This window comes from Sulfurovum zhangzhouensis (assembly GCF_030347965.1).
Classification (GTDB): Bacteria; Campylobacterota; Campylobacteria; order Campylobacterales; family Sulfurovaceae; genus Sulfurovum; species Sulfurovum zhangzhouensis.
Map to the genome: position 1 here is coordinate 795,571 of NZ_JAQIBD010000001.1, position 22,719 is coordinate 818,289.

The 22,719-nt window shown below is 41.0% G+C and carries 20 protein-coding genes and 1 riboswitch; of the genes, 7 read left to right on the forward strand and 13 right to left on the reverse strand.

Annotated elements, in window-relative coordinates; translation table 11 throughout:
* Positions 1-13: 13 nt before the first annotated feature.
* The 5 genes from PGH07_RS04140 to ribA form a co-directional block, all read right to left on the reverse strand.
* Positions 14-892 (reverse strand): hypothetical protein, encoded by an 879-nt coding sequence (locus PGH07_RS04140; protein WP_289412756.1) that lies wholly within the window; start codon positions 890-892, stop codon positions 14-16.
* Positions 889-1,344: a lasso peptide biosynthesis B2 protein gene (locus PGH07_RS04145; RefSeq protein ID WP_289412757.1), complete on the reverse strand. Its 456-nt coding sequence runs from the start codon at positions 1,342-1,344 to the stop codon at positions 889-891. Before PGH07_RS04145 ends, PGH07_RS04140 begins: the two co-directional genes overlap by 4 nt.
* Positions 1,337-3,103 (reverse strand): ABC transporter ATP-binding protein, encoded by a 1,767-nt coding sequence (locus PGH07_RS04150; protein WP_289412758.1) that lies wholly within the window; start codon positions 3,101-3,103, stop codon positions 1,337-1,339. Before PGH07_RS04150 ends, PGH07_RS04145 begins: the two co-directional genes overlap by 8 nt.
* Complete coding sequence (locus PGH07_RS04155; RefSeq protein WP_289412760.1) at positions 3,100-3,453, reverse strand: hypothetical protein; 354 nt, start codon at positions 3,451-3,453, stop codon at positions 3,100-3,102. Before PGH07_RS04155 ends, PGH07_RS04150 begins: the two co-directional genes overlap by 4 nt.
* Positions 3,454-3,472: 19 nt before the next feature.
* Positions 3,473-3,553, reverse strand: a riboswitch (cyclic di-GMP riboswitch).
* 187 nt (positions 3,554-3,740) lie between these two features.
* Positions 3,741-4,310: a GTP cyclohydrolase II gene (ribA, locus tag PGH07_RS04160; RefSeq protein WP_289412762.1), complete on the reverse strand. Its 570-nt coding sequence runs from the start codon at positions 4,308-4,310 to the stop codon at positions 3,741-3,743.
* Between the two features lie 111 nt (positions 4,311-4,421).
* On the opposite strand from ribA, the gene hemB reads away from it, so the two are divergent.
* The 3 genes from hemB (at position 4,422) to PGH07_RS04175 (ending at position 7,923) form a co-directional block, all read left to right on the forward strand.
* On the forward strand, positions 4,422-5,393 hold the full coding sequence (gene hemB / locus PGH07_RS04165; RefSeq protein WP_289412764.1) for a porphobilinogen synthase: 972 nt from the start codon (positions 4,422-4,424) through the stop codon (positions 5,391-5,393).
* A 120-nt stretch (positions 5,394-5,513) separates the two neighbouring features.
* Positions 5,514-6,437: an ornithine carbamoyltransferase gene (gene argF / locus PGH07_RS04170; protein WP_289412765.1), complete on the forward strand. Its 924-nt coding sequence runs from the start codon at positions 5,514-5,516 to the stop codon at positions 6,435-6,437.
* A 184-nt stretch (positions 6,438-6,621) separates the two neighbouring features.
* Positions 6,622-7,923, forward strand: a complete 1,302-nt coding sequence (locus tag PGH07_RS04175) for a (Fe-S)-binding protein (protein WP_289412766.1) — start codon at positions 6,622-6,624, stop codon at positions 7,921-7,923.
* Positions 7,924-7,941: 18 nt separating this feature from the next.
* Here PGH07_RS04175 and PGH07_RS04180 read toward each other — a convergent pair whose 3' ends face one another.
* The 5 genes from PGH07_RS04180 to panB all read right to left on the reverse strand — a co-directional run bounded on the left by PGH07_RS04180 (position 7,942) and on the right by panB (position 12,854).
* Complete coding sequence (locus tag PGH07_RS04180) at positions 7,942-9,186, reverse strand: ArsS family sensor histidine kinase (protein WP_289412769.1); 1,245 nt, start codon at positions 9,184-9,186, stop codon at positions 7,942-7,944.
* Positions 9,187-9,200: 14 nt separating this feature from the next.
* A complete protein-coding gene (locus tag PGH07_RS04185; protein WP_289412771.1) occupies positions 9,201-9,890 on the reverse strand; it encodes a response regulator transcription factor in 690 nt (229 codons plus the stop codon).
* The gene (locus tag PGH07_RS04190; RefSeq protein ID WP_289412773.1) at positions 9,883-10,935 is read right to left on the reverse strand and encodes an AI-2E family transporter; all 1,053 of its coding nucleotides are present in this window, start codon (positions 10,933-10,935) and stop codon (positions 9,883-9,885) included. Before PGH07_RS04190 ends, PGH07_RS04185 begins: the two co-directional genes overlap by 8 nt.
* 99 nt (positions 10,936-11,034) lie before the next feature.
* Positions 11,035-12,042, reverse strand: coding sequence for a Holliday junction branch migration DNA helicase RuvB (gene ruvB / locus PGH07_RS04195; protein ID WP_289412775.1), 1,008 nt, complete (start codon positions 12,040-12,042; stop codon positions 11,035-11,037).
* On the reverse strand, positions 12,042-12,854 hold the full coding sequence (panB, locus tag PGH07_RS04200; protein ID WP_289412776.1) for a 3-methyl-2-oxobutanoate hydroxymethyltransferase: 813 nt from the start codon (positions 12,852-12,854) through the stop codon (positions 12,042-12,044). Before panB ends, ruvB begins: the two co-directional genes overlap by 1 nt.
* Positions 12,855-12,940: 86 nt before the next feature.
* On the opposite strand from panB, the gene trpA reads away from it, so the two are divergent.
* The 4 genes from trpA (at position 12,941) to PGH07_RS04220 (ending at position 19,596) form a co-directional block, all read left to right on the forward strand.
* Positions 12,941-13,681 (forward strand): tryptophan synthase subunit alpha, encoded by a 741-nt coding sequence (trpA, locus tag PGH07_RS04205; RefSeq protein ID WP_289412777.1) that lies wholly within the window; start codon positions 12,941-12,943, stop codon positions 13,679-13,681.
* Positions 13,682-13,879: 198 nt separating this feature from the next.
* Complete coding sequence (lgt, locus tag PGH07_RS04210) at positions 13,880-14,671, forward strand: prolipoprotein diacylglyceryl transferase (protein ID WP_289412778.1); 792 nt, start codon at positions 13,880-13,882, stop codon at positions 14,669-14,671.
* 36 nt (positions 14,672-14,707) lie between these two features.
* On the forward strand, positions 14,708-18,094 hold the full coding sequence (locus PGH07_RS04215; protein WP_289412779.1) for a BadF/BadG/BcrA/BcrD ATPase family protein: 3,387 nt from the start codon (positions 14,708-14,710) through the stop codon (positions 18,092-18,094).
* Positions 18,091-19,596: a hypothetical protein gene (locus PGH07_RS04220; protein ID WP_289412780.1), complete on the forward strand. Its 1,506-nt coding sequence runs from the start codon at positions 18,091-18,093 to the stop codon at positions 19,594-19,596. Before PGH07_RS04215 ends, PGH07_RS04220 begins: the two co-directional genes overlap by 4 nt.
* On the opposite strand, the gene PGH07_RS04225 is transcribed toward PGH07_RS04220, so the two are convergent.
* The 3 genes from PGH07_RS04225 to modD form a co-directional block, all read right to left on the reverse strand.
* Positions 19,580-20,371, reverse strand: a complete 792-nt coding sequence (locus PGH07_RS04225) for a methyltransferase domain-containing protein (protein WP_289412781.1) — start codon at positions 20,369-20,371, stop codon at positions 19,580-19,582. The genes PGH07_RS04220 and PGH07_RS04225 overlap by 17 nt on opposite strands.
* A gap of 9 nt (positions 20,372-20,380) precedes the next feature.
* Complete coding sequence (locus PGH07_RS04230) at positions 20,381-21,712, reverse strand: dicarboxylate/amino acid:cation symporter (RefSeq protein WP_289412782.1); 1,332 nt, start codon at positions 21,710-21,712, stop codon at positions 20,381-20,383.
* Between the two features lie 149 nt (positions 21,713-21,861).
* The gene (modD, locus tag PGH07_RS04235; protein WP_289412783.1) at positions 21,862-22,707 is read right to left on the reverse strand and encodes a ModD protein; all 846 of its coding nucleotides are present in this window, start codon (positions 22,705-22,707) and stop codon (positions 21,862-21,864) included.
* Between the last annotated feature and the right edge of the window lie 12 nt (positions 22,708-22,719).

Consider the following 22,719-nt stretch of genomic DNA (forward strand, 5'->3'; position numbering starts at 1 on the left):
TTTCTTATAAAATTTATAATTTAGCATGAGCCACTATTGCATCATGTACCTCACTCAACCGTTTCATATTCCAGGGAACCTTTACATGAAAAACTTTTATACTGTTTAACATTGCTGAAAGGTATTTCAATCGTTTGGGTTTAAGATATGAGAACATATAAAGATAGTTAGGAAGAAGAGCATCAAACTTTGCAAACCCCTTCACTTCTTCTATGATGATCTCTGCATCACCCTCTACCCCTTCAAGTTCATAAAAAGTATAGATTGGTTTAAAATGCGTTGTAAAGTTTTCCACCCGATAACCCAACTCTTCAAATTTTCGGTAAGGTCGATGATAGGGATGCGAGCCTACAGCCATAAACTTACCGTCATCGATAAAAGTCGGTACTTTATCATCTGAGATCAGTATATGTCCTTGTTTGATAAAGTAATCCGTCATGGTTGATTTTCCACCCATGGACGGTGCGATAAAAAAGATTGGTTTTCCCTCTACTTCTACAGCTCCTGCATGGAAAAAGTCATACATATCTTCCAATGTCATAAAAAGTGGTAAAAACAGATGAATAAACCAAAAGCTCAATAGCTTTGTATCACCTTTCTCATCCAGCTCATAATATATAGTTCTTTCCCCTCCGACCCAATAAAAACGTAGCACGTCTTTGACTTCATAACACCAGGGCTGACCTGCTTGATTTCCCTCAAACTCCCTATCACTATAAAGGAAAACATGACGCCCATGTACTGCATATAGAGGGAATCCGCAAGTAATGCTTTCTTGTAATTCAGCCGGAACTTTTGAAGAGAGTTCTACTTCATATCTGATCTCTGTTTCATGGGAAAGCTCTAAAGGTAAGTCGATATCACTCTTTATCTGCGTACCGTACACTATCATTCTTTTCCCCACCTAAAAACAGAAAGTACTGTAAAAGCTTCATGTCCTTTGCCACCTGTAATGATCATATCTCCACATTGTGACCATGCATGTGCATTTATCTTTTCTTCACTCCCATTGTCTTTGAGCACCCCAAGATAAAAGACACCTGGAATACCACGCTTTTGTAACATACGTTGTGCTGTCAATGACTGTACCAAACAGGCACTCTCCCAAGGGGTATAAGCAGCTGCTCTTATGATCGCTTTCCCTACAGCCATTGCACTTTGCCGGTTTTGATCACTCAGAGGTTTTATGTCAGATATATTTTTTTGATGTTCTAAAGAATGGGTCAAATGTTTAAAAGAAAACACTAAAAGGGCTGCACGCATCAGCCCCAATGTCACATAAGCTTCTACAAAAAGTTTTTTTTCTTCACCACTTAAAGCAAAGAATTTTTTGACCTTACCCAAGATCCATATCCTCTTTGATTACCCCTCTTGAAAAAAGTTCTTCATAACTTCCTTCTGCCTTAACACGCCCTTCTTCAATCAGATAAATATAGTCTGCTTGTTTGATCGTTGTTGTCCTGTGTGCAATGATAATCGTAGTACGTTCTTTTAAGAACTGTTCGAGTGTTTCATATAATTGATGTTCAGTCTCGTTATCCAATGCCGATGTAGCTTCATCAAAGATCACTACTTTTGGATTTGAAAGTATTAGACGTGCAATAGCTAGCCTCTGTTTCTGTCCTCCCGAAAGTCGGATACCGTTTTTCCCTATACGTGACTCCAAACCATTTTCCAGGCTAAGTACAAATGTTTCTAGTTTCGCTGCCCTTAAGGCTTCATGGATCTTCTCGTCACTGATCTCTTTGGAAAGTGTGAGGTTCATACGTATCGTCTCGTTAAAAAAGAGGGACTCTTGCAACATCAATGCAACATTCTCTCGTATGACAGGAAGTCCAATCTGCTCGATAGGTACACCGTTATAACATATTTCTCCGCCTTTATGCCGATAAAGTCCTACCAAAATCTGGGCAATCGTGCTTTTCCCACTGCCGCTTGGTCCGATCAAAGCAATCTTTTGTCCGCTTTTTGCTTCGATATTGATATGAGAGAGGACTTCGTTTGAATATTGATAAGCAAATGAAACATCTTTGAGTGTAACTGAAGTCGTTAATACATTCTCAAAAGGATTCTTCTCATGAGGGTAGTGTGGCTCCTGTTTCAATTTTAAAAGCGCATTAATGCGCTCTATCGCAGGTTTGGTATTTTGATAGCTGATCATTAGTCCCATTAACTGTTGTACAGGAGAATTCAAAGCAGAGAGATAAAACAAAAAGGCGATCATCATTCCTACACTTAAATCAGAATAAGCTACTACTACCACCCCCAAAGCACGGAATATATCAATGACCGTATTAGTCAAAAGTCCGGAAGACCGTTGTGCCACGGCAGCTTTATGGCCATAATCAATGGATGCATTTTCTATCTCTTTGGACTGGTCAAGAATAAGAGCAAAAAAGTTTTTCTCTTGGTTACTTGCCCGTACTTGAATAAAGAGTTCAAGTGTTTCATTCAGTAGTTCATTGTAAACCTCATAGGCTTTATATTGACGTCTTAACAACTCTCCTGTCTTTTTCCCTAGGACTTTTGAAAAGGCAAGAAAAAAAGGATTCAGGAATAAGATCAATAAAGCCAGAACCCAGTTCATCCATAACATGACTGCTGCAATACCAATAAGCATCAAGGTTGAACTGAAAAAACTACTGACAAATGCACTGGCAAAACTACTGACACCTGTTACATCCTGTATGGTCTTGGAAACAACTCCCCCCGATTTTAAAGTCTCATACTCGGACAAACACACACGCTCAAGATGATGCAAGATACGATGTCTTAGCAGATAACTGATCCTTTGCGTAATTTTAATAGCATAAAAACTTTGTTGATTGCTAAAAACAAATGCTCCCATTCGCAGTATAGCCACAAGAATTACCGTAACCAAGACTAAAAACCAAGTTTCACTATTACCAAATGTCGTAGACAAAAATGCTGTCAATTTTCCAGGGTGTCCAAGTAACACTTCATCAATCAATAGTGGAATAAGCATAGGGATAGGCAGAAGCAGTAATGTTGCAGCCATGCCATAAAATGTTGTCGCCCAAAACTCTTTTTTTTGCCCCAATATCTGCTGCCAGAAACGTTTCAATGAATAGAGCTTTGTCATTCTTGACCCACCCCATCAATATTCATCATATAAGCATAGGGCTTGATCGTTGACACTTGCAGTGATACTAAAGTGACCGAAGCATGATTCAGTATAAGAGAGGGAAACAGCATAGAAATGTTTTGAAAACGCAGATCCATTATCAGGTCTACATTTTTTTCAAAAGTATAAAGAGTCTTATCATCTAGTAATACCTCTTTAGTATACTTATTCTCTCGAATATCATCACTTCCCCTTTCAGTGAATATAGTAAAGGTAGTGACATAAACAAATAGAATTAACAGGAAAACAAAAAGTTGTAAATCAACTAAACGAAATTTTTTCAACGACATAAACTGCCATCTTTTCATTATAATACCCCAGACAATCTCTGGCAACCCGGCTATCTTTTCTCTTTTAAGACCCGCAGCTTTCCGTCTCTACCTCACGATAGGTTTGGCTTTTTCTCTAATAAAAGTAATTTATTCTACCTATTCATTAATTAAATAACAGTTAGCGAAGATATTATATAGTAGAAATAACAAATATGCGATACACGCGCAAATTTTTTTAACTGAGCAAACAAGCTGAGAATTATATGATAAGAGAAGAGTGCATAAATAATTTTAGTTTCTTATTTATTCTGATACAAAGTGGACTATAGTAAATGCCCCATCTGCTCTTTTTTAGTCTGCAGATACCCTTCATTGTGAGGATTTGAAGCGATCTGGAGAGGAATACGCTCTATGATCTCTATATTTTTGAGGCTTTCAATTTTCTTTGGATTGTTAGTAAGCAGCCTTAGCTTTTTGATCCCAAAATGTTCCAGGATAAACTCAACGATCTCATAGGTCCTTTCATCGGCTTGAAATCCCAGCTGATGGTTTGCAGCAACCGTATCAAATCCTTTATCTTGTAACGCATATGCATTCACTTTATTGAGTAGTCCGATGTTACGACCTTCTTGACGGTGATAAATGATCATTCCACCCTCTTTTGCGATCAGCTCCATAGCAGCATGAAGTTGTTCTCCGCAATCACATTTGAGCGAACCCAAAGCATCCCCGGTCAGACACTCAGAATGTACACGTACGATCGGAGCCTCTGGAAGATTATCGGTGAAAATTGCCAAATGCTCTTTTCCCAGATCATCTTTGAAGGCTTGAATGTTGAATGTACCGTATTTGGTTGGTAAAATGGCGGTTTGTGATTGTTCTACTGCTTTCATTGGGGAGATTATACAGGAATAATGGATAATTAATAATTAATAGCCGATAATTGTTGTAAAATAGCGGCTACTTATAGAGTATAAAAAGTTCACCCAAAAGGTAAAGTTATTATGTTTGCACGTTTTCGTAGAAAAAGACTCAACCCCGTCCTAAGAGACCTCCTTCAAGAGACACATCTGAGTGTCAATGATTTCATCTATCCGCTTTTTGCTAGAAGCGGTACAGGTATCAAAGATGAAGTAGCTTCTATGCCGGGTGTATACCAAATGAGTATTGATGAGATCGTTAAAGAGTGTGAAGATCTCAAAAAACTCGGTATCTACGCGATCATCCTCTTTGGGATACCGGATGTGAAAGACTCGGTTGGAAGCGATGCACTCTGTGAGCATGGTATCATCGCCCAAACAGTGAGAGCGGTGAAAGCTGCACACCCGGATATGTTTGTCGTCACGGACCTCTGTTTCTGTGAATACACTGACCATGGTCATTGTGGAGTACTGGACCCGGTACTTGAAACCGTAGACAATGATATTACTCTTGGAAATCTTGCAAAACAAGCAGTTGTTCATGCCAAAGCAGGTGCAGATATGATCGCTCCAAGCGGTATGATGGATGGGATGATCACAGCGATCCGCGAAGGACTGGATAGTGCAGGATTTGAAAACCTTCCGGTGATGAGCTATTCAACGAAATTTGCTTCAGCATACTATGGGCCATTTAGAGATGTGGCAGAAAGCAGTCCAAGTTTTGGTGATAGAAGAAGCTACCAGATGAACCCTGCAAACCGAAATGAAGCGATCCTGGAAAGTATAGAGGATGAAAAAGAAGGGGCAGATATACTGATGGTCAAACCGGCCCTTGCCTATCTTGATATTGTCAGAGATATCAAAAACAATACCTCACTTCCACTGGCAGTCTATAACGTCTCCGGTGAATACTCAATGCTAAAAATGGCTGCTAAAGCAGGTGTAATTGATTATGACAAAGTGATGATGGAAACGCTGCTTGGATTTAAACGTGCAGGTGCAGATATCATCATCACATACCATGCAAAAGAGGCAGCTCTGCTCCTTCAAAAATAGTAACTTTGGGGGAGCTTTACCCCAATGATTACGCACATCTTCAATTTTCAACCCATTTATGGTAGAATATTTCCTTTTAAAATTTTAGCTATATTTAATGTATCTAACAAGGATAGTCCGATGAGACACTTTTTGACACTGGCAGACTTTACTAAAGAGGAACTGCTGGAGATGATCGCACTGGCACAAAAGATCAAAGCCCAGACAAAGCAACGTAAGTTTGTACCCTACATGGAACACCAGACACTGGGAATGATCTTTGAGAAGAGCTCAACACGTACAAGAGTAAGCTTTGAGACGGGAATTTACCAGCTTGGCGGTATCGGGCTTTTCCTCTCGTCTAATGATATTCAGCTGGGCCGTGGAGAACCGATGAAAGATACGGCACGAGTTATCTCCCGTATGGTTGATATGGTGATGATACGTACGTTTGAGCATAGCAAGCTTGAAGAGTTTGCCAAGTACTCCAAAGTACCGGTGATCAACGGTCTCACAGATGACTACCACCCGGTACAACTCATGACAGACTTTCTTACGATGCTTGAATTTGGTAAAGAAAACCCGATCGTTGCCTATGTAGGAGATGGTAATAACATGACCCATTCGTGGCTGATGCTTGCAGCGATCATGGGCTTTGAACTGCGTGTAGCAACGCCAAAAGGGTATGAGTGTGATCCGGCTATCGTAGCACAGGCTGAGAAACTTGCTGCACAAAACGGTGGTAAACTGATCTTTGGTAACGATCCTAAAGAAGCGGTTAAAGGTGTTGATGTCGTCACGACGGATACATGGATTTCTATGGGGCAAGAAGACGAAAAAGAGACAAAACTAAAAGCCTTTGATGGCTATATCGTTGATGAAGCGATGATGAATCTAGCAAAAGAAGATGCGATCTTCCTACACTGTCTGCCTGCTTATAGAGGATATGAAGTAAGCGAAGAGGTCTTTGAAAAACATTCTGAAGTGATCTTTACAGAAGCCGAGAACAGACTTCATGCACAAAAAGGTATCATGGTATGGCTTGATAGCCATAGAAATGATTAGTCAAGTCATTGTACTATCAACATATTTGCATTTATGCAAAGATTAGAGTATATTAGAACATTAGAAAAGTAGCAGTGCTTGATGCTTATTTTTTGAGTTCGTTCTTTTTCTTGGTTACAAAAACAAAGGAAAAGAGAACAAATAATAGTAAAACCTTTGATTTAAAATAATTAAGGAAAAACCTTTGAGTAAACAACTAGATGAGATCTTTAACTTTACCGATACCAGTGAAGCCTGTATCAAATGCGGTAAATGTATCCCGGTATGTACTATCCACCAGGTAAATCCCGATGAGACCACTTCTCCTCGAGGGTTCATCGATCTTCTGGGTGCATATAAACGTGGAGATCTGGAACTGGATAAAAATACAAAAAATATTTTTGAGAGCTGTTTTTTATGTACCAACTGTGTAGATGTATGTCCTAACTCTCTACCTACAGATATGGTCATCGAAGAAGTTCGTGCTGATATAGCAGAGAAGTATGGTATTGCCTGGTTTAAAAAAGCCTTTTTCTTTTTGCTTCGCAATAGAAAGATTATGGACCTTGTCATGAAACTTGGATTTATGTTCAAGACATGTGCACTCAGCGTAGATGAAAAGGGCCGTGGTCTCAAGGCAAGATTTGCACTTCCGATGGTTAAAAAAGGAAGGCTTCTTCCATCTCTGGCGAAAACAAGCTTTCTCAATAGTCATCCTGAAGAGATACCTGCACCACTGCAAGAGAAGAAGAACCCTCGTGTAGCTATCTTCATCGGATGTCTTGCCAACTATAACTATACCGATATCGGGGATAGTCTGGTAGAGATACTGAAACAACTGAATATCGATGTCTTTATCCCTAAAAAACAGCTCTGTTGCGGTGCCCCTGCCTACTTTACAGGAGATGTAGACTCAGTAGAGTATATGACCAAAAAGAACATCAAATACTTTGAGAGCTTTATGGATGAATGTGATGCGATGTTGATCCCGGAAGCAACCTGTTCAGCAATGGTAAAACATGATTGGCAGGTCTTCTTTGCAAATCACGATATGCCCGAATGGGAAGAGCGTGCTAAAAAAGTGAGTGAAAAAATACACATGGCAACAGCATGGCTCTATAACAATACCGATCTGGTCAAACTACTGGCAGAAAAAGGTAAAAAGTTTGATGATGTCGTGACTTACCATGATCCTTGCCATGCAAGAAAAGTACAGGGTATTTGGCAAGAACCACGTAATCTGCTTGCTCAAAACTATCCAATGAAAGAGATGAGTGATCCGAACCGCTGTTGTGGATTTGGAGGAGTAACAATGCAGACTGAGAAGTTCCATCTTGCTGAAGCCGCAGGTAAACCAAAAGCTGCGATGATCAAAGATACAAAAGCCAAGTACGTAAGTGCAGAGTGTAGCGCTTGTCGTGTACAACTTAGTGAAGCAATGAACAATGCGGATGTGGAGACGATCTTCAAGAATCCTCTAGAACTTATCGCTGAAGCACTAAAGTAGTGCTTCACCTCTTACATTTTATTTGATAGGACAATGATTCTCTGTAAGAACAGAGAATATATTGTTCCCCTCCTCATAACGATAATCCAGCATATATCCCAATTTTTCCAAAATCGCGTTTACTATATATAATCCAAGCCCAAAACCTGAACTTCGTTTTTCCTCTTGAGAAAAAGGTTCAATATAATAAGAGAGTGGATGTTGCAAAGCTTTTCCTCTGGATGAAACTTCCAAACCACAATCAATTGACTTCAAATGTACGTGTTTATCTGTACTATACTTTATACCGTTATCCATAAGGTTTTTAAGTGCCAAAGCCAAAAGATTTACATCCGTGATCAAAGCCACATCTTTTACCTCAATACTCATGTGGTCGCTCTCATTGATCAAAAGCTCGCGTGTTCTCTGCACTACTTCTTTGAGTGAAGTATACTCTAAACTCGGTTCAAAACTTTGTGTGGTGACACGCTCTATCTGGGCAAGTTCATTGATCAGTTCATTCATACGTTCAAAGGCACGTACCAATACTTTTTTACTCTGAACATCTTCCAGCATCTCTACAATGATACGTCCTTTAGTAATCGGAGTTTTAAGTTCATGCATGATATTGCGCATAAAGAGATTTTTAGATGCAGAGAGTTGATTGATATGTCTAATGGCATTGTCAAAGCTTTGTGCGATTTTTCCTATCTCATCATCATACTTATAGGTCACTTTAGTATTTAGATCACCCTTAGCAAAACGCTGTATCTCTTTATGTAGTGTACGAAGCGGATAAAGTTTACGCAAGACAGCTACATAAAGCAAAAGCAAAAGTACCGTCAAGAAGACACCCAAAGACACGGCAATCTCAAAATAGTACTTCTCTTCTCTATCATCCACAAGCATGAGATTATACTCCATACGCTGTATATAGATATATCTTTTACCCTTAATATCAAACACTCGCACTTTACCCAATGCCGAACCGCCGGTAAAGATTGTCTCCCCACTGTTTTCTATACGCTTTTTCAGGATCGAAGCACCTTCATCTGATAAAGGCTTTAATTGAAGCTCTTTGTAGAGTTCCTGCAGTCTCTCATCTCCCGGATGTCTTTGAAGATTGGAAAGGAAGGTCACAGAGATCAGTTGATAATGTTTAAACTCTTCGATTTTCTGACGATCTCTATCCCAGGAGAGGAACAATATAAAGGTGGTCACCAAAATGATGATCGCTATAGAAAATAGAATATGGATAAAGGTCGTTACCGATAAATTTCTCATGACTCACTTTCTTTTTACTTCGCAGGTGTAGGACGGTCTGTCAACAGATATCCAACACCTCGAATTGGCCTAATATAAACATGATCAGGATCGATCTTTGCAATCTTTTGACGGATACGTGAGATGATCACATCGATATTTTTGATCGAACTGTCATCATCGATATGTTCACTTTCATAAAGCAGCTGTTCTCTGGATACAGAACCGTTCTTATGCTGGATCAACATATTGAGAATATCATACTCTGCAGCAGTCAATTCCAACAACTCTCCTTTAAATGTAATCGTATGGGCTTTTATATCCGCATCAAAAAGTTCAGCCTCTTTTTTAGGTGCTTCCACACTATGTGTACGGCGCAGTATAGTCTTGATACGTGTTACCAGCTCCCTGGGATCATACGGTTTTGGCATATAGTCATCCGCACCACGCTCCATACCGATCACCTTATCGGTGATATCGTCACGTGCTGAAGAGATAATGATAGGGATATTTGTGACTTCCCTGATCTTTGGGATCACCTCCAAACCATCCATACCCGGAAGTGTAAGATCAAGTATGATCAGATCAAAATCATGCTGTGTCAGCAATGAAAGTCCTAAGAAAGGGTCTTCTGCACCGATCACTTCCATATCGTATTTTGTCAGATAGTTCGTCAATATCAGTGCAAGTTCCGGATCATCTTCAATGATAAGTATCTTAATCATCTTTCTCCCCTATTTTGTTAATTTTTATCTCTTTAATATATTCAGCTTCATTGTAGTCTATATAGACTTTCGTGATCGCAATTAAAAATGAGGTAATTGCCGGCCCAAGGATCATTCCCCAGAAACCATAGGTACTGATCCCCGCGAGTATTGAAAAGAAGATCACGATCTCGTTGATCTCTATGGTACTTTTAAGCAGATCTTCTTTAATGACTTTAATGATGACCGGTTTGACAAAAGTATCTGCAATGATCGAAATCACTATAACCGAATAGACAGCTATTACAAATGCTGTTTGACCGTCAATATTTGTCCATGCATACAATGAAAGAGGTACCCAAACGACAGCTCCTCCGACAATGGGGATCAGTGAAGCAAACCCATAGATCACACCAAACAGCAATCCGTTAAATTCATAATAACTTGCCATAACACCAAAAAGTACCCCCTCAAAAATCGCTGTTACAATGATCGAATAAAATACAACCTCCATAGTAGAAGAGACCTCATGGATCATTTTAGCACTTTTCATGCGGCTTACAGGCATGAGCGCACGTATCAGATCAAAAAAACGCTCTCCATAAAAGTTGATGATAAAATAAAAGACCAATACCAACAGCATATTTTTGACAAATCCGATTCCCACACTTCCTGCGGTTGTCAGATAAGAAGTAGCGGTTTTCAGATACTCAGAGATCTTCTCATCACTCATCCAATCCTTAAAATATGGAATCTCATATTTTCTCAATGTAGAAGTAATATCATTGATCACAGAAATATCCATATGCGAAAGGTACCCCACACCGTTGGTTGCAAGATAGATAATAGGAGCAAAAATGATCAGTACCAAAAATAGTGTTGCGATAGCGGCGCTCAGCTTTCTTGACTGAGTATGACGGATCAGCTTTTTAGTAAAGTTATAAGTTGCCATCGTTAGAAGCATTGCAACCACCAAAGAGAGCAAAAATGGCTGATAGATACTATAAGCACCGATTAATGAGAGAATAAAAAGTACCGTAATTGTCAAACTCTTATTTGTTATCATTCAAACAGACCTTTATTTATTTTTCTTCTTTTATCTGGACTATGTTCAGATAAAATTCCTCTCACTGAAGCTTCGTTTTTCAACTCAGGGATGATCTTTTTATTCAAAAAGACCCTCCTTCATCCCGCCAAGTTTGAAATGTTCATAACTTTTCTGTGTAGCGATACGTCCTCTAGCCGTACGTTCGATATAACCATTTGCAATCAGATAAGGTTCAAGAACATCCTCGATCGTTCCTTCATCCTCACTTAGTGCTGCTGATATCGTACTAAGACCCATCGGTTTGTTTTTAGCAGATACCAACAACTCCAATAGACGGATATCCTGTTCATCAAATCCAAGGTTATTCACTCCAAGTTCATCGAGTGCATATCTAGCTCTTTTAAGCGTGATCTCTGCTTCATCTTCCACTTCTGCAAAGTCACGTACCCGTCTTAAAAGGCGCAAAGCGATACGTGGTGTCCCCCTGCTTCGTCTTGCGATCTCAATCGCTGCATCTTTTTGGGATCGTTTTTCAAGCTTGTGTGATGCCTGAGTCACGATACGACCTAACTCTTCAGGTGTATAAAACTGCATCCTAAAGTGCATACCGAAACGTTCACGAAGAGGATTTGAGAGCATACCGGCTCTTGTTGTAGCACCTATCAAAGTAAAGCGCGGCAGATCTATCTTCACGGTTTGTGCCGCAGGCCCTGAACCGATGATAATATCCAGTCTGAAATCTTCCATTGCCGGATAGAGTATCTCCTCTATTGCAGGGCTCATACGGTGTATCTCATCGATAAAAAGAATGTCACCCTCTTCAATATTCGTAAGCAAGGCTGCGAGATCTCCGGCTTTTTCTATCATAGGGGCTGCCGTGGTTTTGATATTGGCTCCCATCTGTGTAGAGATGATATTTGCCAGTGTTGTTTTACCAAGACCCGGAGGTCCGAAAAAGAGGATATGATCGAGTGCTTCTCCTCTTTTTTTACTTGCTTCTATAAAGACTCTCAGGTTTTTCTTGATCTTCTCTTGACCGATATACTCATCCCATGTACTTGGGCGCAGCGTCATTTCGTAGCTGCCTTCACCCTCAAAGCGTTCTATCTCTACCATGCGCTCCATTAGTAGCTGTACTCCTCACTAGGGAATTCCCTACTTTTGACTTCATCACGGTACTGCTGCAGCCCCTCTTTGATCATCAGTGCACCTTTGCCGTATTTCTTGACAAACTTTGGCGTAAACGCTTCAAAGAAATCGAACATATCACTCCACACCAATACCTGTCCATCAGTCACATTCCCCGCTCCGATACCGATTGTAGGGATACTTACTGCATCAGTAATTGCTTTGGCCGCTTCAGCTTTAACACCCTCCACAAGGACCATAAATGCACCCGCTGCTTCAAGTGCTTTGGCGTCTTCTATCATCTGTTGGATATCCTCTGCATCCTTTCCGCGTACCTTGTAACCACCCTCGCTTCGAACAAATTGAGGCATCAATCCTACATGTGCGACCACTGCGATACCATTGTCAACAAGTGCCTTAATGATAGGTGCTCTCTCTTTACCGCCTTCGATCTTGATTGCCTGTGCATCTGTCTGCTGATACACTTTTGTCGCATTAGCTACTGCCATTTCAGGAGTAGTATAAGTACCAAAAGGCATATCAAGAACTACTATCGACTTCTCTGCACCATTACAAACTGCCTGGGTATGATAGATCATCTGTTCCAGTGTTGCCGAGAGTGTATCGGGTTTTCCCAAAAAGCTCATATTGAGACTGTCCCCTACCAATATCATCTCTACTTCCCCGTCAAAGAGCTTTGCAAACAGGGCATCATAAGCCGTGACCATGACTATAGGCTCTTTACCTTTCATTGCTTGCAGTGCACTCAAAGTGACTTTTTTATCTATTTTGGGAGTGTGAATACTCATTGTTTTCCTACTACGTCTATATTTTTACTGATTTTAGCATATAATATCCAAAATAATTTATTGATAGTAATAAAAAAGAGTTTACCTTGAAAAAATTAGTAGCTTATCTAACTACAGGATACCCATCACTTGACTTTACAGTAGATGCTGCTTTGGCGCTGAAAGAAGCCGGAGTTGACACTTTAGAATTGGGCATGCCTTTTTCTGACCCTGTTGCAGATGGTCCGGTTATTGAAAAAGCCAATCTTCTGGCACTTCAAGCAGGATTCAAACTAGACCATCTTTTCGATGTTTCTGCAAAGATCGCACCGCATATCGATACCTTGTGGATGGGATACTTCAATCCTTTTTACCATAAAGGTATGGAATATTTCATCAACAAGGCTAAAGAGACAGGTGTGAACGGATTCATCATTCCTGACCTACCTTTTGAAGAGGCCAAAGCATATAAACCACAGATAGAAGAAGCCGGTCTTAACCTTATTGATTTTATCGCTCCTACAGACAGCAAAGCACGTATTGAGAAGATCGTAACCGGGGCTACAAAATTTATCTATCTTGTCGCTTATGCAGGTATTACCGGTGCTGGACAGAGCGAAGATCTACAACCAATCATAGCTGATATCAAAGAGTTTACCGATACGCCTGTTTATGTCGGTTTTGGTGTAGATGAAAATACTGCGAAAGAGAAAGCAAAAGGTGTAGACGGGGTCATCGTCGGCTCAGCATTTGTCAAAGTACTGCTTGATGAAACACTAAACGATACTCAAAAAATCACTAAAATTGCTTCTATTGCAAGAGAAATCAAAGCAAAAATCAACGAATAATACTTTTCTACCTTAGCTTGATATTCCGGGATTTCATAGTGATAATCTAATAATCCCGGATAAATCGGTACCAACTTTTTCCTCTTTATTTACCTCCTTTCCCCCGGCACAAAAAACTTTTGTTAAATCATCCAAAAAATATCGATAACTAAAAAAGTTAAAGTATAATAAGCACAACTACTCATTAAGGCAGTCAGAATGGATTATTTTAGTTGGAATGTAAGCCCGGTACTCTTGGAACTTGGGCCCCTTCAGCTCCGCTGGTACGGTATACTTTTCGTAGGATCATTTTTTTTAGGCTTGATGATCTCCAAATGGATATTTCAACGTGAGGGACGCAATCCCGAAATTCTTGACACTCTTTTGATCTATGCACTGATAGGCACCGTGATCGGAGCAAGACTTATGCATTGTCTGGCATATCAACCGCAATACTATCTTTCACATCCTCTTGAGATATTAATGGTATGGAAAGGCGGTCTTGCAAGCCATGGTGGACTGCTAGGCGTCATTATCGCTTTCTGGCTCTTTTGCAAACGCTACAAAGAATCCTTTTTTTGGCTCATATCCCGTATGACGATCCCTGGACTTGTGATTGCAGCTGCTGTAAGGTTTGGGAATTTCTTCAACTCTGAGATACTCGGTAAGGAGACTGATCTTCCGTGGGCAATCATCTTTGAACGGGTAGATATGCTTCCTCGCCATCCTGTCCAACTCTATGAAGCCTTCTCTTACCTAGCCATCTTTGGACTTTTTATCATACTGTACAAAAAGCTTAGTTCAGGGCTTATTACCAGACTCTTTCCCGGGCTATTACTCTCTACGATGTTCACTGTACGTTTTTTGCTTGAATATACGAAAACCAAACAAGCTGACTACAGCTGGGATATACCGTTAAGTACAGGGCAGATGCTTAGTCTGCCGTTTATCATTATCGGTATTGTCTGGGTTGTATGGGCAATTAAAGGGCATCAAGTAAACAAAGCATAATATAATATAATATATTATTATATTATGACAAAATTAATGGAAACCAAAAATTATTCCCTTGGGATCGATATCGGTTCGACTACCGTAAAGTATGTCGTTTGTAACAAAAACTTTGATATCCTTGCCAAGGCGTATACACCTCATGAGACCAAACAAGCTCCTACGCTTTTAAAGCTTTTAGAAGAACTCGCCCAGACCCAACCCTATATCTATCAACATATAGAAAAAGTCTATATCACAGGCTCAGGTGCTTCACGTATCGCTCCTACACTCAATGCCCGTTTTGTTCAAGAGGTCAATGCCGTAGTTCTTGCAGTAGAACATCACCATCCCGATGTACGCGCAGTGATCGAATTAGGCGGTCAGGATGCCAAGATCATTCACTTCAAACAGAGTGACGATGGCAAGAAGTCTGTACTTACTTCAATGAATGACAAGTGTGCTTCAGGTACAGGTGCCACGATCGAGAAATGTACTATGAAAGTGGGAATGGAGAGTGAAGAGGTACAGACACTTACATTTCAAACCGACAAACTCCATCATGTGGCTGCTAAGTGTGGGGTATTTGCCGAGACTGATATTGTCAATCTTGTCAAAACCTCTGTCCCTAGCGATGAGATCATGAACTCCCTTGCCGATGCGATCGTCATGCAAAACCTTACTGTACTGACCAGGGGAAACACACTTATGCCAAAAGTACTGCTCCTTGGCGGTCCCAATACTTATCTGCCCTTCTTACAAGAGTGTTGGCGTCTTCGTATCAGTGAATTGTGGGATGAAAGAGAAATTGCATATGATAAAGAGAAAATAGAAGAGTTGATCTTAGTACCGCAAAATGCACAATACTATGCAGCCCTGGGTGCAGTGATCTTTGGAGAAGGAGAGGACAATCATGATCAAAGTTTTGACGGAGTTGCCAAACTGCAGAGACTTGTCAATGGTAACACTACTCTAGGTAATGAAAATGATGATTCACCCTTGAGTACCACAAAGGAAGAGTTAGAAGCCTTCAAAGAAGACTACACTATCAAGCCGTTTATTGCCCCTGCTTTACAAAAAGTGACAACCTGTTATCTAGGTATTGACGGAGGTTCAACCAGCTCTAAAGCGGTTTTGGTAGATGAAGCGGGTAACTTACTTTGTAAAGTCTATCAACTCTCCAAAGGGAACCCGATACAAGATACCCTTGAGCTTCTCCAGCAGATCAAACAAAAGGATCCTAACGGCTATTATGATGTAAGAGGTCTTGGTGTAACGGGATATGCTGCTGATGTACTTGAAGGTGCACTGAAGGCTGATGCCAACATCATCGAAACCATTGCTCATATGAAAAGTGCCCAAAAGGTCTTTGGTCAGAGCGTTGATGTCATCTGTGATATCGGCGGGCAGGATATCAAGGTACTGTTTATGGAAAATGGAATGATGAAGAACTTCAGACTTTCCAACCAGTGCAGTGCAGGTAACGGTACCCTCTTGCAAAGTATGTCAAAACAGTTTGGTATTCCCGTTGAAGGCTACGCTGATACTGCTTTTTCTGCACAAAGAGCACCGCTTTTTAACTATGGATGTGCAGTATTTCTCGATACGGACCGTGTCAACTTCCAGAAAGAGGGTTATAGTAAAGAAGAACTCTTTGCAGGAATCGCCAAAGTACTTCCAAAAAATGTCTGGCAATATGTGGTTCAAGCTCCAAATCTTGCAGCTTTTGGGAAACATTTCGTACTGCAGGGCGGTACCCAATACAATCTTGCTGCATTGAAGGCCCAGGTTGATTACATCAAAGCAAGAGTCCCGGATGCGACTGTCAATGTCCACCCCTACCCCGGAGAAGCAGGTGCATACGGTGCAGCCATAGAAGCCAGAGATAGGGTTCAAGAGCGGGGAGAGGCTAGCTTTGTGGGTATGGAAGAAGCACTCCAAATGACCTACACTTCTCGAACTGATGAATCCACACGATGTCACTTCTGCTCTATTCAATGTTCACGTACCTTTATTGATACCAAAACTCCTTCTTCTACGCCGGTGCGTTATATTGCAGGGTTTTCCTGTGAAGAGGGTACCGTAGAATCCCATGATGCGCTTAAATTACTTAAAGAAGAGAGAAAAGCACTTCAATCATCCGTCCCTAACCTTATTAAAAAAGAGTGCCATACACTCTTCATTCCCAGCTATGAGCTTGCACAAAAACCTGACTCTCATACCCTCATTACTGAACAGCAGGTGAAACTCACACTTGGAGGATGGGGGCCGACATTGCGCAAAAAGGTTACCAGAACCTTTGATGTAAGCAGTGAAGAAAATAAAAACTACAGACAAAGTCTAAAAGTGTGTATCCCAAAAGTACTCAATGTCTATTCGCTTGCACCATTCTTGCGTACTTATCTGGAAGCACTTGAGATCAATCCGCTAAACATTGTATTTTCAGGCTTTTCAAATGAAGATATGTTCTTAGAGGGTGCGAAGTATGGTTCGGTGGACTCTTGTTACCCTGCTAAAGTAGCCCAATCACATGTATATTCCCTGCTTTTTGATAAAAAATATCGTAAAAAAGGATTTGACTACCTCTGGTTTCCAGCAGTTACCCATTTGCCTGGATTCTTAGAGCATACAATGGGGCAGACTTCCTGTCCTATCATCTCAGGGACCCCAAAAGTAGTCTACTCTGCCTTCACCAAAGAAAAAGACCTCTTTAGCCAACAAAAGATTACTTATGTAGAGGATGCACTTGATTTTGATAATAAAAGCCTACTCAAAAAACAGCTTTTTGCAACATGGAAAGGAAAACTGCATATCACCGAAGATGAGAGTAACTGGGCAGCCGATCAGGCATGGAATGCACTGCAAGCCAACGATGCAGCGATCATGCAGGAAGGAAAAGAGATCCTGGAAAATGCCGTGAAAAACGATGAGATTGTTCTACTGCTTTTAGGTCGACCATACCATTCAGATCCGGGCTTGAACCATGAAGTGCTCGATGAGTTCCAATCTTTAGGTTTCAAAACACTCTCAATGCGCTCTATTCCCAAAGATGAAGCGTATTTAAAAGCATATTTCCAAGCTGATATCGATGCAGGCATTATCCAATCTCCTTATGATATCCGGGATGTATGGCTGGAGAACTTCTCTACCAACTCTTCACAAAAAGTTTGGGCTGCCAAGTTCGCCGCGCGCCATCCCAACGTTGCAGTCGTTGACCTAAGCAGCTTCAAGTGCGGACATGATGCTCCAACTTATTCGATCATCGATAAGATACTTGGTGCCAGTCAGACACCACACCTTACCTTGCATGATATTGATGCGAATAAACCTGGAGGTTCGATCAAGATACGGGTTAAGACCTTTGCCTATACCCTGGAACAATATCAAAAACAATTGGTCCAAAGAAAAACAAACCCACTAAAAGAGGAGGAGTATGTATTATGAGTGTCACATGTAACACAATCCGATCACAAGAGAGTGGAGACAACCTCGAATTTCTCCATAAAGAGATTTCCCAATGGAGAGAAAACCCCTCACAGAAAATAGAGTATGCTCCAAAAAAAGAGACGATATTCCTCTCAGGTGGCCTTACACTGCTTCAAGACAAGCTGATTGAGTCTGCCCTCAATTCACTTGGAATCCATTATATATCTCTTCCCAATCCCAATTTTGCCTCATTCCAAACAGGTAAGGCTTTCGGCAACAGGGGCCAATGTAACCCTACCTACTTTACGGTGGGAAATCTTGTCAAATACCTGCAAAAACTGCGTGATGAGCAAGGGATAAGCGCAGAAGAGATCGTTAAAAAATATGTCTATGTTACTGCCGGCGGCTGTGGACCATGCCGTTTTGGAATGTATATCACCGAGTATAAAAAAGCACTGCGTGATGCAGGTTTTGAAGGATTGCGTATCACAACTTTTGAACACAATAAGGGGATCTATCAAGGCGAGGACATTGATGATGCACTTATTGAATATACGCCAACATTCTTTATCACTCTGATCAAGGCAGTGATTATCGGTGATATCATCAATATACTTGGATACAAAATGCGCCCGTATGAACTCCAAGCAGGCAGTGTCGACCGTGCGATAGAGGAATGCCGAACATTAGTATCTGATGCATTTTTTCAAAAAAAATCCCTACTAAAAACCATGTGGAAGTGCCGCACTATTTTAGAAGGAATCAAACTCAACAGACTCCAGCCAAAAGCCAAAGTAATGGTCATGGGTGAGTTCTGGGCAGCGATGACCGAGGGGGATGGGAACTACAACTTACACAGATTTCTAGAAGCAGAAGGGGCAGAGTGTATCCCGCAACCGATCATCAACCGCCTGATGCTAAGCCTTTGGGAAGCCGAACAAAAACTTTACCAAAGTGAAACACTTCAGACTGAATCAACCGGTACTATGGACTTTTCCAATGTCAAAAGCAGAGTAATGCTCAAGGCAGGTAAAGCAGCTGTGAAACTCTACTTTACTCTCTATGCCAAAGCAATAGGACTTCATGATTACCATATCCCTGATATCGATAAGCTGGCAAACTACAGTAAATCATACTACACTTTAGAGTGTGAAGCAGGAGAAGGTCACCTGGAGGTCGCACACCTCGTAGAGAGCGTCAAAGAGAATCTTGCACATCTTGTTATCTCAGTAAAACCATTCGGCTGTATGCCGTCATCCTCAGTATCAGATGGTATACAGTCACTTGTAACTGCCCGCTTTCCAGAAGCAAACTTTTTAGCTATAGAAACTTCAGGAGAGGGAGCTGCCAACTTTCACTCACGTGTTCAAATGGCACTTTTCAAAGCAAAACAGGCTGCTAAAGAAGAATTCGAAGCACTTAAGATACCTGCCTATATTCCCCAAAAAGTACACAACTACCTCTATCAGCCAACCAATGCAAAAGCAGGAAGTGCTGCCAGACTTATCGAGAGTCTGTAATTTTCCTTGCAAGGATATGGATATACCGACCCATATCCCGATAGACCGGCTCACGGCAGAAACGGTATTCCAGCTGCATCAATTCATCGATATCCGTATCTTCTAGTGCTGTCTTGTTCATATAGTCATGAAATACCCTGATACCGGTTTGCACTTTGATCTCATAACCATGCTTTCTCAACCACTCTATCAATACTTCCGGTTTTTGAGGATAAGGAGGTGTAAGCTTTTTCCCTCTTCCATACCAGACAGACTCATCAGCTACAAATGGAACACACCACCCTCCTCTAAGAGCATTACGGTAGACAAAACTATGATAGTTAAAAAAGAGAAGTGAAAGGTGACCTCCCGGTTTCACCTTCCCGGATACGCTATTAAGCGTCTCTAAGGGATTGGCCAACCACTCTATAACTGCATGAAAAAGGACCAGGTCCTGTTGTGCTATCTGTGCAGCCATCTGCTGGGCCGGTAACTTTTCAAAAGATGCTTCCACCCCTGCTTCTTTAAAAACTTTTTTAGCTTCTTCAAGCATCTTATAGGAGATATCACAACAGGTAAGAGAATGCCCTTCTTTGGCAAACCAAAGCGCTAACTGCCCCAGACCGCATCCTGCATCCCAGATATCCATTGGATCTTTTTGGTAAAGTTCCTGTAGATCTTCCTGAAGTAATTTTAACCGCCACTCTCCCTTAATACCACTGTATATCTGATCTTTAAACTTATCGATCAGTGGATCGAAATTCTGATCAAATTTACCACGCTCTTTTTGTTTCACCCTTTCTCCTTACAACTTCTCTTCAACTCTATGGACTACCTCAGCAAACTCCTCTTCGATCTCTTCATCGATCTCAGGTGCTTCAACCAATCCTGCCTCTCTGTTTTCATAGAGATCTATATCCAGTTCGTTTTCACTCTTGGCTACAATTGTACTCACTACTGCATCTCCTGTGACATTCACAACTGTACGCATCATGTCAAGCAATCTGTCAACACCCAAGATCAATCCAATACCTTCAACCGGCAAGCCCACTTGTACAAAGACCATCGAAAGCATAATAAGACCGACTCCCGGTATACCGGCTGTACCTATAGAGGCAAGTACTGACATCAGTATCACAGTCAAATATCCCAGTATCCCCAGTTCCACACCGTAAATATGTGCGATAAAGACTGTCGCCACCCCTTGCATGATCGCTGTACCGTCCATATTGATCGTGGCACCAAAAGGGACTGTAAAAGAGGCAACTGAATTGTCAACACCCAAACGTTTAGTCACACTTCTTAACGTTACAGGGATCGTCGCATTGGAACTAGAGGTAGAAAAAGCAAATACCTGTGCATCACGTATCTTTTGAAGAAAGATAAAAGGGTTCAATCTTGTTAAAAGATTGAGAATCAGCATTAATGTTCCAAAGAGATGCAAAAGCAGTGTCACAACAACCACTATGACGTAGACTGCCAGTTGAGCCAGCAGATCAAGTCCAAGCTCGCTGACTGCCTTGGCCAAAAGTGCAAAAACTGCCACCGGTGCAGTCGTCATGATGATCGTTACCATCTTCATCATCGCTTCATTCAGTACCTCAACACCCTCAGCTATACTTTCAGCCTTCTTGCCTACCATCAAAAGCGATATACCAAGCAGGATAGAAAAAAAGATGATCTGCAGCATATTTCCCGTTGCAAATGCTTCAATGATATTACTCGGAATGATATTGATAAGTACATCACTAAGAGGCGGAGCTTCTTTAGCTATAAAGACTTCTGTTTGTACTGCAGGAGAAGAGAACATAGGGATCACCAACGAAGCGATACCAATAGCTACAGCAATTGCAATCGCGGTCGTAAGCATATAAAGCCCAAAAGATTTGATACCTACTTTACCCAGTTTTTTGATATCTCCGATACCAAATACACCTGAGATAAGAGAAAAAAAGACCAGAGGCACTACAAGCATTTTGAGAGCAGTGATAAACATCTTACCGATCACATACAAAAGCCCGCCAACAATATACTCATTGACAAAACCTCCTTCTGCATTGAACCCTCCAAGATTGATGACCAACCCTGCAATAATCCCCAGTCCCATTGACCAAAGTACTTTTTGCGTCAAACTCATACTGTCTCTCCATGTAAAGCAATCTCTATACCATAGACATAACTTTACCCTAAGTTTCTAAAGATCGACGGTGTAAAGATCATAGACTCCAGGTAACAATCATCCTAGATGCTACTTGCAGTTTTCATCTCCAAAGTGCATAAAAATGATCAAAGTAATGTCATTTTACTTCCCATATTGGCCATACCGCAGAAATAGACGGCACTAGTTACTATACCATCCACTCTTGTCTTAGCAAAAAGTTGTGCATTCTCTCTATTGACTCCCCCTGAAGCCAAAATCTTCACCTCGGCAAAGTGTTGATCTCGATACTCCGTAAGCTTTTGGAGCGTCATGACATCTACTTTGTCCATCTGTATCACATCAGCACCTTTTTGCATCAATACCATTGCTTCTTCAAATGTATCTGACTCTATGACAATCTTTTTTTCCGGTGCCTTTTTCTTCAACATTGCAATCTCTTCATAAAATGCTTCAGTTGATGGATAGACAATTCTATGGTGAGGGAAGAAAATCACTGTTTCCCCCAATCCAAGACGATGAGGCATTGCTCCTCCATTGATGACAGATCGAATACAGAAGCTTTTCGCAAAAGGAAAGTTCTTTCGTGTCGTGAGTAATTCACAATGAGGATTTTCACTTATGATTGCCTCTTTCATTTCATGTGTATAGGTAGCGATCTTACAGCTATACTCAAGAATGTTCTGAACACTCCTCCATACCTGATGTACAGTTTCATACGTACCGCTCATTATGAGAAGTGTTTCACCTTTACGTGCTTTCTGCTTTGAAGGGATCCAGTACTCAATATCACACCCTAAAAGTTCGGCAACTCTTTTTGCCTCTTCTGAACAAGAGACTATCACATCCTCTCTTGTAAAAATCTCCAGCCTTACACTTTTACTGGACTGCTCTTGCAGTGAAGTTGTCAGATCAAAATAAGGAACATCTTCTTTAAAGTATTCCATTAGTGTATGATCATCGATTCTCAACATGGTATCTATCCT

Bases quoted from the DNA above. Each gene is read 5' to 3' on its own strand.
- PGH07_RS04140 (WP_289412756.1), bottom strand. From the start codon at position 892: ATGATAGTGTACGGTACGCAGATAAAGAGTGATATCGACTTACCTTTA.
- PGH07_RS04150 (WP_289412758.1), bottom strand. From the start codon at position 3,103: ATGACAAAGCTCTATTCATTGAAACGTTTCTGGCAGCAGATATTGGGG.
- PGH07_RS04155 (WP_289412760.1), bottom strand. From the start codon at position 3,453: ATGAAAAGATGGCAGTTTATGTCGTTGAAAAAATTTCGTTTAGTTGAT.
- ribA (WP_289412762.1), bottom strand. From the start codon at position 4,310: ATGAAAGCAGTAGAACAATCACAAACCGCCATTTTACCAACCAAATAC.
- hemB (WP_289412764.1), top strand. From the start codon at position 4,422: ATGTTTGCACGTTTTCGTAGAAAAAGACTCAACCCCGTCCTAAGAGAC.
- argF (WP_289412765.1), top strand. From the start codon at position 5,514: ATGAGACACTTTTTGACACTGGCAGACTTTACTAAAGAGGAACTGCTG.
- PGH07_RS04180 (WP_289412769.1), bottom strand. From the start codon at position 9,186: ATGAGAAATTTATCGGTAACGACCTTTATCCATATTCTATTTTCTATA.
- PGH07_RS04185 (WP_289412771.1), bottom strand. From the start codon at position 9,890: ATGATTAAGATACTTATCATTGAAGATGATCCGGAACTTGCACTGATA.
- PGH07_RS04190 (WP_289412773.1), bottom strand. From the start codon at position 10,935: ATGATAACAAATAAGAGTTTGACAATTACGGTACTTTTTATTCTCTCA.
- ruvB (WP_289412775.1), bottom strand. From the start codon at position 12,042: ATGGAGCGCATGGTAGAGATAGAACGCTTTGAGGGTGAAGGCAGCTAC.
- panB (WP_289412776.1), bottom strand. From the start codon at position 12,854: ATGAGTATTCACACTCCCAAAATAGATAAAAAAGTCACTTTGAGTGCA.
- lgt (WP_289412778.1), top strand. From the start codon at position 13,880: ATGGATTATTTTAGTTGGAATGTAAGCCCGGTACTCTTGGAACTTGGG.
- PGH07_RS04215 (WP_289412779.1), top strand. From the start codon at position 14,708: ATGGAAACCAAAAATTATTCCCTTGGGATCGATATCGGTTCGACTACC.
- PGH07_RS04220 (WP_289412780.1), top strand. From the start codon at position 18,091: ATGAGTGTCACATGTAACACAATCCGATCACAAGAGAGTGGAGACAAC.
- PGH07_RS04230 (WP_289412782.1), bottom strand. From the start codon at position 21,712: ATGAGTTTGACGCAAAAAGTACTTTGGTCAATGGGACTGGGGATTATT.
- modD (WP_289412783.1), bottom strand. From the start codon at position 22,707: ATGTTGAGAATCGATGATCATACACTAATGGAATACTTTAAAGAAGAT.